Annotated in this window: 15 protein-coding genes; 7 read left to right on the forward strand and 8 right to left on the reverse strand. The window is 59.9% G+C overall.

Annotated features, from left to right (window positions below):
- Window positions 1–4: 4 nt before the first annotated feature.
- Window positions 5–1,057 (reverse strand): Hint domain-containing protein, encoded by a 1,053-nt coding sequence (locus FTO60_RS09445; protein ID WP_148055724.1) that lies wholly within the window; start codon window positions 1,055–1,057, stop codon window positions 5–7.
- A gap of 199 nt (window positions 1,058–1,256) precedes the next feature.
- Here FTO60_RS09445 and FTO60_RS09450 point away from each other — a divergent pair, with 199 nt between their 5' ends.
- A complete protein-coding gene (locus tag FTO60_RS09450; RefSeq protein WP_148055725.1) occupies window positions 1,257–1,724 on the forward strand; it encodes a Hint domain-containing protein in 468 nt (155 codons plus the stop codon).
- 80 nt (window positions 1,725–1,804) lie between these two features.
- Here the strand turns inward: FTO60_RS09450 and FTO60_RS09455 are convergent, their stop codons facing one another.
- Complete coding sequence (locus tag FTO60_RS09455; RefSeq protein WP_148055726.1) at window positions 1,805–3,352, reverse strand: NAD(P)H-hydrate dehydratase; 1,548 nt, start codon at window positions 3,350–3,352, stop codon at window positions 1,805–1,807.
- A gap of 174 nt (window positions 3,353–3,526) precedes the next feature.
- Between FTO60_RS09455 and FTO60_RS09460 the strand changes: the two genes are divergently transcribed.
- The 3 genes from FTO60_RS09460 (at window position 3,527) to FTO60_RS09470 (ending at window position 6,607) form a co-directional block, all read left to right on the forward strand.
- On the forward strand, window positions 3,527–3,865 hold the full coding sequence (locus FTO60_RS09460; protein WP_148055727.1) for a P-II family nitrogen regulator: 339 nt from the start codon (window positions 3,527–3,529) through the stop codon (window positions 3,863–3,865).
- Between the two features lie 36 nt (window positions 3,866–3,901).
- Window positions 3,902–5,308: a type I glutamate--ammonia ligase gene (glnA, locus tag FTO60_RS09465; protein WP_148055728.1), complete on the forward strand. Its 1,407-nt coding sequence runs from the start codon at window positions 3,902–3,904 to the stop codon at window positions 5,306–5,308.
- A 228-nt stretch (window positions 5,309–5,536) separates the two neighbouring features.
- Window positions 5,537–6,607, forward strand: coding sequence for a hypothetical protein (locus FTO60_RS09470; RefSeq protein WP_148055729.1), 1,071 nt, complete (start codon window positions 5,537–5,539; stop codon window positions 6,605–6,607).
- Window positions 6,608–6,733: 126 nt separating this feature from the next.
- Here FTO60_RS09470 and FTO60_RS09475 read toward each other — a convergent pair whose 3' ends face one another.
- Window positions 6,734–7,435 carry a DUF3445 domain-containing protein gene (locus FTO60_RS09475; RefSeq protein WP_148055730.1) on the reverse strand — a complete coding sequence of 234 codons (702 nt, stop codon included), beginning with the start codon at window positions 7,433–7,435 and terminating at the stop codon, window positions 6,734–6,736.
- Between the two features lie 123 nt (window positions 7,436–7,558).
- Between FTO60_RS09475 and dddP the strand changes: the two genes are divergently transcribed.
- Window positions 7,559–8,899, forward strand: a complete 1,341-nt coding sequence (gene dddP, locus FTO60_RS09480; RefSeq protein WP_148055731.1) for a dimethylsulfonioproprionate lyase DddP — start codon at window positions 7,559–7,561, stop codon at window positions 8,897–8,899.
- Here dddP and FTO60_RS09485 read toward each other — a convergent pair.
- Window positions 8,896–9,765 (reverse strand): endonuclease/exonuclease/phosphatase family protein, encoded by an 870-nt coding sequence (locus tag FTO60_RS09485; protein WP_148055732.1) that lies wholly within the window; start codon window positions 9,763–9,765, stop codon window positions 8,896–8,898. The two genes, dddP and FTO60_RS09485, sit on opposite strands and share 4 nt — an antisense overlap.
- 89 nt (window positions 9,766–9,854) lie before the next feature.
- Between FTO60_RS09485 and FTO60_RS09490 the strand changes: the two genes are divergently transcribed.
- Window positions 9,855–11,069 (forward strand): bifunctional alpha/beta hydrolase/OsmC family protein, encoded by a 1,215-nt coding sequence (locus FTO60_RS09490; RefSeq protein ID WP_148055733.1) that lies wholly within the window; start codon window positions 9,855–9,857, stop codon window positions 11,067–11,069.
- Between the two features lie 119 nt (window positions 11,070–11,188).
- Here the strand turns inward: FTO60_RS09490 and FTO60_RS09495 are convergent, their stop codons facing one another.
- Both FTO60_RS09495 and FTO60_RS09500 read right to left on the reverse strand, forming a co-directional pair.
- On the reverse strand, window positions 11,189–11,788 hold the full coding sequence (locus tag FTO60_RS09495; RefSeq protein WP_148055734.1) for a biotin transporter BioY: 600 nt from the start codon (window positions 11,786–11,788) through the stop codon (window positions 11,189–11,191).
- A gap of 67 nt (window positions 11,789–11,855) precedes the next feature.
- Window positions 11,856–12,254 carry a DUF6314 family protein gene (locus tag FTO60_RS09500; protein WP_148055735.1) on the reverse strand — a complete coding sequence of 133 codons (399 nt, stop codon included), beginning with the start codon at window positions 12,252–12,254 and terminating at the stop codon, window positions 11,856–11,858.
- 105 nt (window positions 12,255–12,359) lie between these two features.
- Here FTO60_RS09500 and purB point away from each other — a divergent pair, with 105 nt between their 5' ends.
- Window positions 12,360–13,664: an adenylosuccinate lyase gene (gene purB, locus FTO60_RS09505; RefSeq protein ID WP_148055736.1), complete on the forward strand. Its 1,305-nt coding sequence runs from the start codon at window positions 12,360–12,362 to the stop codon at window positions 13,662–13,664.
- A gap of 57 nt (window positions 13,665–13,721) precedes the next feature.
- Here purB and FTO60_RS09510 read toward each other — a convergent pair whose 3' ends face one another.
- Both FTO60_RS09510 and FTO60_RS09515 read right to left on the reverse strand, forming a co-directional pair.
- Window positions 13,722–14,369, reverse strand: coding sequence for an acyl-homoserine-lactone synthase (locus FTO60_RS09510; RefSeq protein WP_148055737.1), 648 nt, complete (start codon window positions 14,367–14,369; stop codon window positions 13,722–13,724).
- A gap of 113 nt (window positions 14,370–14,482) precedes the next feature.
- Entirely contained in the window at window positions 14,483–15,091 is a 609-nt protein-coding gene (locus FTO60_RS09515) for an autoinducer binding domain-containing protein (RefSeq protein ID WP_148055738.1), read from the reverse strand.
- Window positions 15,092–15,151: the final 60 nt, after the last annotated feature.

Consider the following 15,151-nt stretch of genomic DNA (forward strand, 5'->3'; position numbering starts at 1 on the left):
CAATTCAGGCGATAAGCAGCGCAGCGTCGCGTCGCCCCAGAAGCGGGCGGGCCGCCGAGAGCGGCGCGCGGGTCAGCAAATCGCAATCGGGAAACAGAAGCTGCAATTCTGCCCGGCTGGCGTCAGGCATTGCGGCCACGCTGACAGGACCGGGATTGAAGCTTTCGGTCGCCAACCCGTCCGAGATCAGCACCTCGTGGGCGTCACATTGCAGATGGATGTAGGTTGTCATCGCAACCCCTGCCCGGCGGACCGTCGTGTCATTGATCAGATGCTTGGCTGCGACCAGCACCTGCGGTTCGCCAAACAGCATCTCGGCGCGCCAGCCCTCGATCAGGATACGGTGCTGCGGTGACACCAGCATATCGCGGTTCGGGTGATTGCACCCGAAGGCATGCGCCTTGATCCGGATCGGGCAGAGTTCGGGATGCAAGGCCATGCGCAGACTGCTGACCGGCGCATGCCCCACCCAGCGCAGGGGCTGGGCCCCGTGATCCAGCGTTGTGACCAGATCGCCCGCCGCCAGTTCCTGCACCGCGCGCGGGCCATCCGGCGTGTCGATCATGGTGCCCGGCGTAAAGCACGGGATCGCCAGATCCCCCGCCGCAACCGAAGGCTGACCATAATCCCCCGGCCCCTCGGCGGTGGCGACCACCGTCAGCGCAACCCCGACCGGCGGAAAGGTATCAATAAAGGCGATCCCCTCGATCGTGGCGTAGCTGGGCGAGGAATTTTGAAAGTTGACCGCGATCGCCTGATATTCGATCCCCGTGGCGGGATCGCGCAGGGTCATCTGGTATTCGGCTTCGATATCGGTGTTTTTGCTGTAACTTACCCCGTCAAAGGTCTGGTCCCCGTCCAGCTTTTGCTGGGTGCCATTGTCATCAAAGTTCGTGTTGTTGCCCTTGACGGCGATGCTTTCCCAGTTGTTCGATGTCAGGGTGATCGACAACCCCATCAGGTGCGACCCATCGCCCTGCGTCACGCCATCAAGCTGCCCGCCACCGGACACGGTGACCGAGGCTTCGCCCAGCGCCCAGAAATCGAATTTTGCCATGTCGGTTCAGCCTGCCCGGCCCCGTTTTTATTATGTCTTTGACTCTACGGGGTTTTGCCCGACCGGTCACGGAGTCATTTTGGTCACAGGACAGCATGTTGCCCCGCAATCACACCAAAAAGGCACGACAGTAACGTTTTCTTGCCATAATCTGTTGCAACGTTGAGGCAGACAAAATCACTGAGAGCGAGAAAACGCCATGCATCTGGGATTTGAAGACACAAAGACAATCGCGCCTGTCAATACAACGGGCCTCACCGGCCTGATATCCGGCACAACCGTGATGACACTGGACGGCGAAATTCCGGTGGAACACCTGACGATCGGTGATCGCGTGATTACCCGCGACAGCGGCATGGCTGTTCTGCTGAGCATCGAAACAAAAACCGCCGACATCGCACCGATCCACATCAAGGCCGGATCGCTGGGCCATACCCGCCCCGACCGCGACATGACCTTATCTCCCGAAGCCCTGGTTCATATCCGCGACTGGCGCGCCGAAGCGCTGTTTGGCAAGGCGGAAATAACCGTGCCCGCCCGTCGTCTGATCGACGGCGAATTTGTCAGCGAAGGCGCCAAACGCCGCGTGAAACTGCACGAACTGGTCTTTGACCGCCCGCATATCATCTACGCGGACGGACTTGAAGTTGCGACCACACCGCACTGAATTCCTTGAATTTTTCGCTCAATTCGCCGCCCTGGGGGCGGCGTTTTGCCTTCGGCGAGAGTTTTCTTGCCAAGATGAAGTCAGAGCTCCAACGCTTTGAAAACATGCGGTAGTTCCTCGGCGATATCCTCCGCAATCAAGCCCGCACCAAAGGACAGCGCACACTCCGCATGCAGCCATGCGGCTGTCGTTGCCGCCTCCATCGGTGCAAAACCGCGCGCCAGCAATCCGGTGATGAACCCGGCCAGCACATCCCCCGACCCGGCTGTGGCCAGCCAGGGGGCGGCGCGCGCGTAAGCGGCCGAATGAATGCTGCATCGCCCGCCCGGGTCGGCAATCACCGTATCCGCGCCCTTGAACAGCACCACACAGCCCGCGCGTTTGGCGGCTTCGCGGGTCGCATCCACCTTGGAATAAGCGGGGCCGGTCGTCGCGGGTGCGTTCAGCTTTTCCGCGATATCGGGAAACAGCCGTGCGAATTCGCCCGCGTGGGGGGTGAGGATAGAGGTGTCATGCAGCCCGCCAAACAGTGCCGCATCCGCTGCCAGCGCCGTCAGCGCATCGGCGTCCAACACCGTCGGGCGTGGTTTCACCCCGCCCAGCGCCACCGCTACCAGATCCGCCGCGCGCGCCACCCCCAATCCCGGCCCCAGACAAAGCGCATTGATTCGATCATCCCGCAGCACATGCGCCAAAGCATTGCCGTCCTGCACCCCTGTCAGCATCACGGCGGTCAATTGCGCCGCAGATTCCGCCAGCGCATCAGACGGCGCACCCACCGTCACCAGCCCTGCCCCGATCCGCAACGCACCACGGGCGGCCAAGCGGGCCGCACCGGTTCTGCCCTGCGTCCCCGACAGGATCAGGGCGTGGCCGTGGGCATATTTATGCCCCTGATCCCCTTTTCCCAGCCCTTGAGGCTTCTCGACCAGCTTGACCACATCGCCCTGCTGCAGTGCCGGGCTGCCCTCCAAGCCAATGGATTTTACAACCGATTTCCCGCAGGCAACTGATCCCGCTGCAAGGACATGTCCCAACTTCAAGGTATGAAAGGATACGGTCAGATCCGCTTTGACGACATTTGGACCGTCACCCAACGGAACTCCGCTGTCACTGCAATACCCGGATGGAAGATCGACCGACAAGGAGCGATGTGTTTGCCCCACCTCAGGCATACAGGACAGGGTGGACAGGGGTAGCTCCACCTCCCGCGCAAGGCCCGTCCCAAACAGCGCGTCGATCACGAGATCGCAAATACCAGGGAAAGGTGTGTCCTCCCAAGTTGATGCCTTCAGGGATTGAACCTCGCCCATCTCGCACCACCGCTCATAATTCACCCGCGCATCGGGCGGCAGTTTCGCTGCGTCCCCGTAAAGATACACCGCAACCTCCCAGCCCCATTCCTTGAGCAACCGCGCCACGACAAACCCGTCGCCGCCATTATTTCCCGGCCCGCACAAGATCACCGCGCGGTGCGATGTGGCGGCCAGTTCCGGCCATTCTTCGAACACGGCGTCCACGACCCCGCGCCCAGCCCGCTCCATCAGCTCCAGCCCCGTCACGGACCCCGATGCGATTGCGGCCTGTTCAATGGCGCGCATTTGGGCAGCGCTCAGCAAGTCGGTCATTTCTTAAACACTCCGCGATTCAATTCTGCGTATTTGACGGGCGATCTGCACATTTTTTAGGCACGAGGCGGATTTCACCAAATGTCGCGCCCCTCCCCCGACCCTAGTCAATTGTGCCGCCCTTCGGGAAGTGATCTTTCGCCAGTAACGCAAGCATATCGGGAGTCGCGCGCCATGAAAAAGATCGAAGCGATCATCAAGCCTTTCAAGCTCGACGAGGTCAAGGAAGCCTTGCAAGAGGTGGGCGTGCAAGGGCTTTCGGTTGTCGAAGTCAAGGGTTTCGGGCGCCAGAAGGGCCACACCGAACTGTATCGCGGCGCCGAATACGTCGTGGATTTCCTGCCCAAGGTGAAACTTGAAGTGGTATTGGCCGACGATCAGGTCGACGCCGCTATCGAGGCCATCATCGGCGCGGCCAAGACCGACAAAATCGGGGACGGCAAGATTTTCGTTTCCACCATCGAACAAGCCATTCGCATCCGGACATCGGAATCGGGCGAAGACGCGCTTTAACCCGCAACCCAAACCTATCCAAGGGGACTGACCCAAATGAACAACGCTGACCTGATCAAGATGATCAAAGACGAGGACATCGAATACGTCGATATCCGCTTTACCGACCCCAAAGGCAAACTGCAGCACGTGACGCTGATCAAGGATGAAGTCGACGAGGATTTCCTCGAAGAAGGCTTCATGTTTGACGGCTCCTCGATCGCCGGTTGGAAATCCATCGACCAGTCCGACATGAAACTGATCCCTGATGCATCCAGCGCCTATGTCGACCCGTTTTATGCGGAAAAAACCGTTTGCATTCACTGCACTGTGGTCGAACCCGACACCCTGGAACCCTATGATCGTGACCCGCGCGGCACCGCCGAAAAGGCCGAAGCCTATCTGAAATCCACAGGTATCGGCGATACGTTCTACTGCGGTCCCGAAGCGGAGTTCTTCCTGTTTGACGATGTGCGCTTTGCCGTGACCTCGAACAAGGTATCCTACGAGGTCGATGCCATCGACGCTGCATGGAATACCGATACCCAATACGAAATGGGCAACACCGGCCACCGTCCCGGCGTCAAGGGCGGCTACTTCCCCGTGAACCCGATTGATGATGCGCAGGACATCCGTTCCGAAATGCTGTCCACCATGAAGCGGATGGGGATGAACGTCGACAAGCACCACCATGAAGTGGCGTCTTGCCAGCACGAGTTGGGCCTGATTTTCGGCACGCTGACCCATCAGGCAGACGAGCTGCAGAAATACAAATACGTCATCCACAACGTCGCCCAGGCCTATGGCAAATCCGCGACTTTCATGCCCAAGCCGATCTCCGGCGACAACGGCACCGGGATGCACGTGAATATGTCGATCTGGAAAGACGGCAAGCCCCTGTTTGCAGGCGACAAATACGCCGACCTGTCGCAAGAGGCGCTGTATTTCATCGGTGGTATCCTGAAGCACGCCAAAGCGCTGAACGCGATCACCAACCCGGCGACCAACTCCTACAAGCGCCTGATCCCCGGCTTTGAAGCCCCCGTGCTGCGCGCCTATTCGGCCCGCAACCGGTCGGGCTGCGTGCGCATTCCGTGGTCTGAATCCCCCAAGGCCAAGCGCGTCGAAGCCCGTTTCCCCGATCCGGCAGCAAACCCTTACCTGTGCTTTGCTGCCTTGCTGATGGCAGGCCTTGACGGCATCAAGAACAAGATCGACCCGGGCGCGGCATCGGACAAGGATCTGTATGATCTGCCACCCGAAGAGCTCGCCGAAATCCCGACCGTTTGCGGGTCGCTGCGCGAAGCTCTTGAGGCACTTGAGGCTGATCACGACTTCCTGCTGGCAGGCAACGTCTTCACCAAAGGCCAGCTCGAAGGTTACATGGGTCTGAAGTGGGAAGAGGTTTACGCCTACGAGCACACGCCCCACCCGATCGAATACAAGATGTATTACAGCTGCTAACCCGGCACCTGATTTGCAGTTCAGGGCGTCTCTTCGGGGGCGCCCTGACTCGTTTCAGACGGTGGATCTACGGCTGAACCGGATCAACAATCGCGACGATAACCCGCCTTCGGTGCGTGAATTAAGACAATCCTGCCCTAATTGTTGCTGCCAAGAGCACAATTGGCTCAAATTATCACCATAATTTCTTGTTCAATGTTGCTGGAACTGTTGTCAGGAGGACAAATCATGTCTGGTATTCCCAACAGTACGATTGCGGCATTGTGCTACGCCAACCCCTCGAACCTGAACTTTCAGGCCCTCGTAGCGGAACTTGAAGCCTCGCTGCGTGACAATCCACATCTGGATGTTCGTGTATCGACCCAATACGATGATTTTGTCGTGTTCGACCTGACTGGATTGCGAATCTGTCTTGCATACTGCGATTTCCGAAAGGAATTCCCAGATCTCGCAGTGTTCCAGAATTATGCCGAAAGCCTGGTGTTTGCTGTCGGGTCAAGCCCGGAGCCCTCTGACGCGGGCACCCTTTTCGAAAGGCGGGCAGATATGTGCCAGGGCCTCGTTGACAGGGTCGAGGCACATCACCCCCCAGATCAGTTCCTGCTGATCGAATTGGACGAAGTGTTCACCGAGGATGTATACGATTCCGTCCTCGAAAAGATTTGGCCCGTGCTTCAATCGGCGGCCTCGCAAGAAGGGGCCGATGCGGCACCTGCCCTTGAAACATCACCTCTAGCGCGGTCTGCGCGCCGGGATCCCGACGATGTGCTTCCGGAACTTTCGGCCCGCTATGAGGCCGAATTGGCAAAGCGTGAGGACCACGGACCCACAATCAAGGGTGCCGATGAACAGGCCGCGGACAGGCTACATCGACTTTCAGAATTCGCGCGGCATTTTGCGCGACGGCAGCACGAACCAACGCCCAAGGTGCGCCCGACACACCCCTGCGTTGCCGCGGACATGGCCGGCAAGCGGTCAATGGATGCACGCGCATTGCGCGGCGCGGCGGACCAGATGGATTGGGCGGAACGAACCAGATTGCGTGTCGCGCTTTACCCGCCTGAGTCGCAAATGCCTGAACCAAAATATGCACAGCCGCTTGTGCACCGTTTGGCGATACATTCCATGAATGCGGCTGTGCTCGCATTCTCGCTGCCGGTCGGCGCCGCAGTTCTGACCTATAGCGCCTTGGGCGGTGAAAGCATGGGCTTCACATCGCGCGCGATGGCTTTGGCGGGAACTCTTGCCGGGGTAACACAGAGCGAAATCGGGGCTCAGGTGCTTGGTGCGTTTGTCTGACTGTGGTTGGCGGCATCGTTATCCCGCCAAGCAGCGGCTAATCTTGAGGCATGTCAAAACACCAGGCGCCCCGTTGTGGGCGCCTTTTTTATGCATGCCGACTTTGCCGCCAAACAGCCCGGTCAGTCAGAGTGCCACCACCGTCACATGGATCGAAAACACCACCGCGCCGGTGTCAGGCAGGCGCAGCACCGTTTGCCGTTCGCTGCGTTCAAACCGTGCATCGGGGCCACCCACGGGGCGCGGATCGTCTTCGCGCCGTGGCTGAAACAGGGCGGCATCATCATAACGCAGGAAATTGGCGCGCCACAGGGGCCGCCCCACTTGCACCCCGTCAAACAACCGCTGCACACGGCGCGCGATATTGTCGTCGTATTGCGCAACCGGCACATGGATTGCCCCCAAAGGCTTGCCGATCTTTTGCGCCAGCGTCCAGCTTGACGGGAAACACAAAAGCGCCGCCGTCAGCACATGTTCATCGCCCTGCTTTTGCAAGATACACAGGTCTTCCTGCACGATCTGCGACAGGGTCAACAACGGATCATCCCGATCAACTGCAACCGTCACCCCGTCCGGGCGCGTGACCGCATCACCCGATACGGCAAACCCATCCGGTAAATGCGCCAGAACATAGCGCAGCAGTTCGTCCAACGCGGCCCCTGCCCCGTCACGCACCGCGATCACATCAGCCCGCCGCGCGGCAATCAAATCCGCCTTGAGCGCCAGTTGCGCCGCGTAGGCATCATCGACCCGCAGCCAATCCCCCAGATCGACGGGGCGCATCGCTGGCAGCCGCGCCGCCGCCACTTCGCGCAGGTCTTCTGGCATCACCGATTGCAAAATTGGGCGCAATAGATCGCGATTTGTCAAAAACGAACCTCCCAAATGTCGATTTCAGGCCTGACACAGCCAAATCCCCGCCCCAGCATGTTTGCATCAGGGAGGACCGCCATGAATACCCACTATCGCGATACCCGCAAGATCGACCCGACCCGTGGCGCAACCCTTGGCGACAATACCCCCAATGACGCCGACCGGATCGAAATCGGCCCGACCCCGCTTGCATTTGCGGAATGGGCGGCGGCGGGGCTGGACCTGCCCGACCTGCAAGCCATGCGCGCCTACCGCCACGCCCGTCTGACCCAGCATGTGGTCGATCGCGACTATGGCGGCGTGCTGATGTTTGACCCGCTCAATATCCGCTACGCCACCGACAGCACCAACATGCAGCTGTGGAACTCCCACAATCCGTTTCGCGCCGTGCTGGTCTGTGCCGATGGCTATATGGTGATCTGGGATTACAAGAACTCGCCCTTTCTTTCCACGTTCAACCCGCTGGTGCGCGAACAACGCTCTGGCGCGTCGATGTTCTATTTTTCGAACGGCGACAGGAACGATCAGGCCGCAGATGCTTTTGTCCCCGAAGTTATCGACCTGCTCCGCGAGCATTCAGGCGGCAACATGCGCCTTGCCGTCGACAAGATCATGGTTCCGGGCTACCGCGCCCTGATCGCCGCCGGGATCGACGTGATGGAGGGCGAGGAACTCACCGAGAAGGCCCGCTCCATCAAGGGACCGGACGAAATCAAGGCGATGCGCTGCGCCAATCACGCCTGTGAAACGACGGTGCGGCTGATGGAGGATTTCGCGCGCGAAAACGCCGGCAACGGCACCACGACCGAAGACGATATCTGGGCGGTGCTGCACGCCGAGAACATCCGCCGCGGCGGCGAATGGATCGAAACCCGCCTGCTGGCCTCGGGCCCACGGACCAACCCGTGGTTTCAGGAATGCGGCCCACGCGTGACCCAAAAGAACGAGGTGATCAGCTTTGACACCGACCTGATCGGCGCCTACGGCATCTGCATCGACATCAGCCGGTCATGGTGGATCGGGCCAAACAAACCCCGCCCCGACATGATCTATGCCATGCAACATGCGGTCGAACACATCCAGACCAACATGGACATGCTGCGCCCCGGCGTGAACATGCAAGACCTGTCGCGCAACACGCACGTGCTGGATGACAAGTTTCAGGCGCAAAAATACGGCTGCCTGATGCATGGCGTGGGGCTGTGCGATGAATGGCCACTGATCGCCTACCCCGACAAAATGGTCGAAGGGGCGTTTGATTACGACCTGCAACCGGGCATGACGCTTTGTGTCGAGGCGGCGGTGGGCGAAGTCGGCGGCGATTTCACGATCAAGCTCGAAGATCAGGTGCTGATCACTGAAGACGGCTTTGAAAACCTCACGACCTACCCGTTCGATGACGGATTGATGGGGCGTTAGGGCAAGGCGACCCGCGCCAGCACACCAAAATGATCCGAACCAAGACGCGGGCGCACCTCGATCGTGCCCGTGATCCCTGCGCTGGCCAGAACATGGTCAATCGCAATCGGATAGCCCAGCACTTGATACGTGCGCTCGATATGGCCCACTCGCTGCGTTCCCGTGGCCCGTGCCACCCGCGCGATGGACCGCCCGGCGGGCACCATGTTGAAATCCCCGCCCACCAGCGTCACATCGCCGCGAAAGACCTGAAAATCCGGCAACATGGTTTCGACAAACGCCGCCTGCCGCCTGGGCCAGGGCCAGGGCAGATGCACGCCGATGACCCGCACCTGCACGCCGTCACGATCAAACACGCCCGCCACAAGACCCCGACGGCGAAAACAGTCCTCGCCCACCGTGGGCCAACGCGACAACACCGCGACGCCACCACGCGAGCGCAGGTCGCAGGGCAGTTGATAAGGATAGGCGTCGCGCAATTCGTCCAGCAGATATCGGTTTGCAGGGCTCACCTCCTGCAGAGTCACAAAATCCGCACCCGAGCCGATCACATCCTCAACAAAACCCGCCCTGTCAGTTGTCAGATACAGCAGGTTCTTCTGATACAGCACCAGATCGGCAGGCTGCTCCAACCTGTCGGGCATCCCTTGGGCAAGGGTTGATCCAAGCAAAACCAGACTGATCGCAATCGCCCCCTGCGCAATACGCCAGCGCCAGACCGTGACCGCCAGGAACAGCACCGCCCCAAGGATCGCCACACGAAACACCGCAAGCGAATCCCCGATCGGGTGCAGATCACCACCAAAACTGGCGATCAACACGATCGCACCGATCACAACAGAAATCCGGGCCAACCCGCGCATCATCTCTCACCTTCCCGTGACGCAGCCGTCACATGTCTTGCCCTGCGCCGCACCAGCCGCCAGTTTGGGCGGACATCAGCGAAAGACCCATCATGCCCACTGAACGCCTTACTTTTCAGGGCCATTCCGGCCACACCCTTGCCGCGCGCCTTGACCTGCCCGAGGGGCCGCATCTGGCCACCGCACTTTTCGCCCATTGCTTTACCTGTTCCAAGGATATTCCGGCGGCGCGGCGCATATCAGGCCGCCTTGCGGCGATGGGGATCGCGGTGTTGCGGTTCGACTTCACGGGGCTGGGCCATTCCAAGGGCGAATTTTCAAACACAAACTTCACCACAAATGTGCAGGATATCATGGCAGCCTGTGCAGCTCTGGATGAACGGGGCATGGCGCCGGGGCTATTGATCGGTCATTCGCTGGGTGGGGCCGCGGTGCTCAAGGCCGCGCCTGACATGGCGGGGATCAAGGCCGTTGTGACCATCGGCGCGCCCGATGATCCCGCCCATGTGACCCACAACTTCGCCGATGCCCTGCCCGAGATCATGACCCACGGCGTGGCGCAGGTCAGCCTTGGGGGACGGCCTTTCAAGATTGATCAGCAGTTCATCGACGATGTATCCAAAGGCGAACTTCTCCCTGCTATATCAAAGCTCAAGGCGGCACTCCTCATCCTCCACTCGCCGATCGACGACACAGTGGGGATCGAAAACGCATCCGAAATCTTCCTTGCCGCGCGCCATCCCAAAAGCTTCGTGACACTCGATGACGCCGATCACCTGATCACCAACCCCGAAGACGCTGAATACGCCGCCGAGGTGATCGCCAGCTGGTCACAACGCTACCTTGATCTCAAGGCGCCCGCCCCACCGATCGGCGCGCCCGAGGGGGTGCTGCGCATCTCCGAGGCAGACCCAGACGGTTTCCTGCAAGACGTCCAGAACGGCCCGCACCACCATATGCTGGCCGATGAACCGCTGGCTTATGGCGGCACCAACCGCGGCATGTCACCCTATGGTTTTCTTGGGGCGGGGCTTGGCGCCTGCACCTCGATGACGATCCGCATGTATGCGCGGCGCAAGGGCTGGCCGCTGACCCACGTGAGCGTCGATGTAACCCATGACAAGGTCCACGCCCAAGACGCCGCCGCACAGACCGGCACCAAGGTCGACAACTTCGCGCGCCTGATCACCCTGACCGGCGACCTTAGTGAAATGCAGCGGCAAAAACTGCTCGAAATCGCAAGTAAATGCCCCGTGCACCGCACACTGGAACGCAGATCGCACATCACCACCGAACTCGCGCCCTGACGACTGTTCAATAATACGTCCCGCGAGAGGGCCAGCTTTCAACTCGCCACCTGACCAAACAACGAAAACGGGGCGCAACCATCGGCTGCGCCCCACTATTCAACAACGCTCAGAACCGCTTAACGGCGCGCATCGCCAATCAGCTTCCAGATCGTCGGGAAGGCAACGGCGGCCAGTGCCAGCTTGATCGCATCACCGATCAGGAAAGGCGTCAAACCCCAAGCGAAAATCGGCTGGTCCCAGCCATAGAGAACGCCCAGCCAAATCAGGCCGGGAACATAGATCAGGGCATTGCCGATCAGCATCGCCAGTGCCATTTTACCCGCGCTGCGGTCCCAGCCTGCACGCGCCAAAGCGCCCAGCGCCAAAGTGGCCAACACATAACCGACCAGATAACCGCCCGTGCCACCCATCATATAGGTAAGACCTGCTGCCTCGGCTGACGAGCCTGCAAAGACGTCAAAGCCCAGCGCACCGATCAACATGTAGCCAAGGATCGTCACCAGCCCGAGGCGCGTGCCATAGGCCGCCCCGATCGACAGCACCGCAAAGGTTCCCATCGTGATCGGCACCGGCCACATCGGCACCTTGATCTTGGCGGCGATGGCCAGCACGGCAATCCCAAGCACCACCATCGCAACCTGTTTGATGCGCAGGGCCGTGCCCGCGCTTGGGCCAAAGGCCTCGCCAAGAACCTGTGTCTTCATCGTGAGGGCCATGTGCCGCTCTCCTGTTCGTTAATTGCGTTGCCCCTTAATTGCCCCAGCGGCAGCAGTCACGCAAGCGCTAAGCGCTAACGGGGCTGTAACGGGTCTGCATGACATAGTCCTTTTTCGGCCCCGAAACCGCCCATTTGGCTATCCATGTCGGCCAGCCCACGAAGTCGTAGGTCACCACATAGGTATCGGGATCGCAGAAATGCGTCGCCTGCCCGCCGTTCGGCGGAACCGCATGGAAATACCGCCCATCATCAAAATGCACCGACAGATCGGCCTGCCACTGATACGCCCTCTCAAACGTCAGAACCTGCCCGTTCACATCAATCTCGCCGGTTTCGCGATAGGCCAGCCCGTCGTTGTCGGGGGTGAACTGCGCCATGCCACGCGCGCGCGCCACGGTGCCATCGGCATGGGTGATCTCGCGCTCAAACTGCCACGCGCCCTCGAAATCCGTTAAAACCCGCATGTGACCCTCGCAAATTGCCGCAAGGCGCGCGGCCCCACCTTGTGGCCCACGCCCGCGCCCCTTATGACCCAAGCAATCCCTGGACCCAAATCAAAAGGCACGCCCATGATCCCCCGTTATTCCCGCCCCGACATGGTTCAAATCTGGGAGCCGGCCACGAAGTTCCGCATCTGGTATGAAATCGAGGCGCACGCCTGCGATGCAATGGCCGATCTGGGTGTGATCCCGCGCGAGAACGCCGATGCCGTCTGGAAAGCCAAGGACGTGGAATTTGACGTGGCCCGCATTGATGAAATCGAGGCCGTGACCAAACACGACGTCATCGCCTTTCTCACTCATCTGGCCGAACATGTGGGCAGCGACGAGGCCCGCTTCGTGCATCAGGGCATGACCTCGTCGGATGTGCTTGACACCTGCCTGAACGTGCAACTGGTGCGCGCCGCCGACATATTGCTGGCCGATATGGATGCCCTGCTGGCGGCGCTGAAAAAGCGCGCGCTGGAACACAAAATGACCGTACGTGTGGGCCGCAGCCACGGCATTCACGCCGAACCCACGACAATGGGCCTGACCTTTGCGCGCTTTTATGCGGAAATGGACCGCAACAAGAACCGCCTGGAAAAGGCCCGCTGGGAAATCGCCACCGGTGCCATTTCCGGCGCGGTCGGCACCTTTGCCAATATCGACCCCGCCGTCGAAGACCATGTCTGCGAAAAGCTGGGCCTGCGCCCCGAACCGATCAGCACCCAAGTGATCCCGCGCGACCGTCACGCGATGTTCTTTGCGACCCTCGGCGTCATTGCGTCCAGCATCGAAAACGTCGCCACCGAAATCCGCCACATGCAGCGCACCGAGGTGCTGGAAGGGGCTGAGTTCTTTGCGATGGGCCAAAAAGGCTCAAGCGCGATGCCGCATAAAAAGAACCCTGTGTTGACTGAAAACCTCACGGGATTGGCGCGCCTTGTGCGCATGGCCGTGGTGCCGGCGATGGAGAACGTCGCCCTGTGGCATGAACGCGATATCAGCCATTCCAGCGTCGAACGCGCCATCGGGCCGGACACGACCATCACCCTTGATTTCGCGCTGCATCGCCTGACTGGCGTGATCGACAAGATGCTGATCTTCCCCGAAAACATGCTTGAGAACATGAACAAATACCCCGGTCTCGTGATGTCCCAGCGCGTGCTGCTGGCGCTGACACAGGCCGGTGTCAGCCGCGAAGACGCCTATGCGATGGTGCAGCGCAACGCGCTCAAGGTCTGGGAAGAGCGCACCGATTTCCGCGAAGAATTGCTGGCCGACGCGGATGTCGTCGCGGCCCTTGGCGTCGATGCGATCAACGAAAAGTTCGACCTTGGCTATCACACCAAACACGTCGACACGATTTTCAAACGCGTCTTTGGCGATTAATCCCGCGCCGCGCCTGTCTCACCCCCCGGAGGACAGGCCGGTCGATCGGTCATGCGCCTAGACGGCTGGCGCATGCACGGCGGCGGTTTGCGGACGATGGGTGGCGCGCGGCAACTCTTGCAGTGTGGGCATCGTCTGGATGCTCATCACCGCGTATTTATGGCCATCGTCAGCGTTCACGTAGGGGTCGCACATCAGGGCCGCGTCGTAGCCCAGCTTGCGCAACACCCGCAGCAGCCAAAGGTTTGACAGCGAAATCAGCGTTTCGGCCCCTTCCCGTTCGGCCATCTGCACCAGCCCGTCCAGGATCAGCGCCAGACAGGTCGTGCGCTCACGCATGGATTTGACCTCGTCGGCGATCACCAGTCGGGTGCATTCCCAGACTTTCGGATCGGCGATTTCCGCGTCCAGCATTTTCGGGATCGTGCCCAGTTTGCCCATCTGCGCATCGCGCAGCATATAGGTGTGATCCCCCCAATGGGCCATCGTCGACATGGCGCGTGCGCCTGCGATCACCTTGCCGTCCTTCAACACCAGCGAGTAGCGCGCCAGCGGATTGTCGTATTGGTCCATCTCCACACTGTCGTTATGGGGAATCGTCCAGCCCAGATTATCGACAAAGAATTTCTTGCGCAGGGCAAGATAGTCGAAATAGGCCGATCCGAACTGATGAGCGGTTGACAATTCAAACGTGATATTTTCCATTTTTACTCTCCTTTATGGAGAGTCCATTTAGCCCGCGCGCCTAGACATTGTTAACCACAATCATACGTTGTGTGCATTTTCATAGGTTTTGGCGGGTATTTTCCCGTCTAACGCTAAATCAGGCCGAATTCACTTGCCGCTGCGGCCGCCTGTGCGCTGGTCTTGGCCCCAAGTTTCAACTTGGCATTGCGCAACCGCTGTTTGATCGCCCCTTCGGAAACACCGATCACATGGGCGATTTCCTTGAGCCGCTTACCCTCCTTGACCATGCGCAGCGCTTCGATTTCGGCCTTCGTCAGGTTCGTGGGCGGGGCCTTGTCATGGTGCAGCCGCGTCACATAGGCCCGCAGCACGGCAATTTCGGCATTGTTGAATTCGCGATCACCGCGCACGAATGATCCAAACGATCGCTGCCCTTCGGCATTGCCGTCAAAACAGGCAATCGCACAGCCAAACCGCAACCCGAACGCATGTGCCTGTTGCATCACGCGCATCGGATCGTCCAACGTGATCTCACTCCAGCGAATAGCGCCCGTATTGGTGTAAATCCAACGGATTACCGGATCGTGCAGCATAAAGCGCTGGGTCGTGTAGTGTTCGACCCAATCCGCAGGCAAGGCGTTCACTTCCTCAAGCGGAAATGCAAATCCAACCCGCAGGGCAATGTAATACCCCGCAGGCGCGATTGCAGCGATATCGGTCTGGCTTATCAGACCAGTCATATCGGGCTCCTTGGTGGGGTGGGAACTAGGAAACGGCTATTAATTCGAATGCCAAACATC

This window comes from Octadecabacter sp. SW4 (assembly GCF_008065155.1).
Taxonomy (GTDB): Bacteria; Pseudomonadota; Alphaproteobacteria; order Rhodobacterales; family Rhodobacteraceae; genus SW4.

Coding starts and splice junctions, on each gene's coding strand:
- FTO60_RS09445 (WP_148055724.1), bottom strand. CDS start 1,057: ATGGCAAAATTCGATTTCTGGGCGCTGGGCGAAGCCTCGGTCACCGTG.
- FTO60_RS09450 (WP_148055725.1), top strand. CDS start 1,257: ATGCATCTGGGATTTGAAGACACAAAGACAATCGCGCCTGTCAATACA.
- FTO60_RS09455 (WP_148055726.1), bottom strand. CDS start 3,352: ATGACCGACTTGCTGAGCGCTGCCCAAATGCGCGCCATTGAACAGGCC.
- FTO60_RS09460 (WP_148055727.1), top strand. CDS start 3,527: ATGAAAAAGATCGAAGCGATCATCAAGCCTTTCAAGCTCGACGAGGTC.
- glnA (WP_148055728.1), top strand. CDS start 3,902: ATGAACAACGCTGACCTGATCAAGATGATCAAAGACGAGGACATCGAA.
- FTO60_RS09470 (WP_148055729.1), top strand. CDS start 5,537: ATGTCTGGTATTCCCAACAGTACGATTGCGGCATTGTGCTACGCCAAC.
- FTO60_RS09475 (WP_148055730.1), bottom strand. CDS start 7,435: ATGCCAGAAGACCTGCGCGAAGTGGCGGCGGCGCGGCTGCCAGCGATG.
- dddP (WP_148055731.1), top strand. CDS start 7,559: ATGAATACCCACTATCGCGATACCCGCAAGATCGACCCGACCCGTGGC.
- FTO60_RS09485 (WP_148055732.1), bottom strand. CDS start 9,765: ATGATGCGCGGGTTGGCCCGGATTTCTGTTGTGATCGGTGCGATCGTG.
- FTO60_RS09490 (WP_148055733.1), top strand. CDS start 9,855: ATGCCCACTGAACGCCTTACTTTTCAGGGCCATTCCGGCCACACCCTT.
- FTO60_RS09495 (WP_148055734.1), bottom strand. CDS start 11,788: ATGGCCCTCACGATGAAGACACAGGTTCTTGGCGAGGCCTTTGGCCCA.
- FTO60_RS09500 (WP_148055735.1), bottom strand. CDS start 12,254: ATGCGGGTTTTAACGGATTTCGAGGGCGCGTGGCAGTTTGAGCGCGAG.
- purB (WP_148055736.1), top strand. CDS start 12,360: ATGATCCCCCGTTATTCCCGCCCCGACATGGTTCAAATCTGGGAGCCG.
- FTO60_RS09510 (WP_148055737.1), bottom strand. CDS start 14,369: ATGGAAAATATCACGTTTGAATTGTCAACCGCTCATCAGTTCGGATCG.
- FTO60_RS09515 (WP_148055738.1), bottom strand. CDS start 15,091: ATGACTGGTCTGATAAGCCAGACCGATATCGCTGCAATCGCGCCTGCG.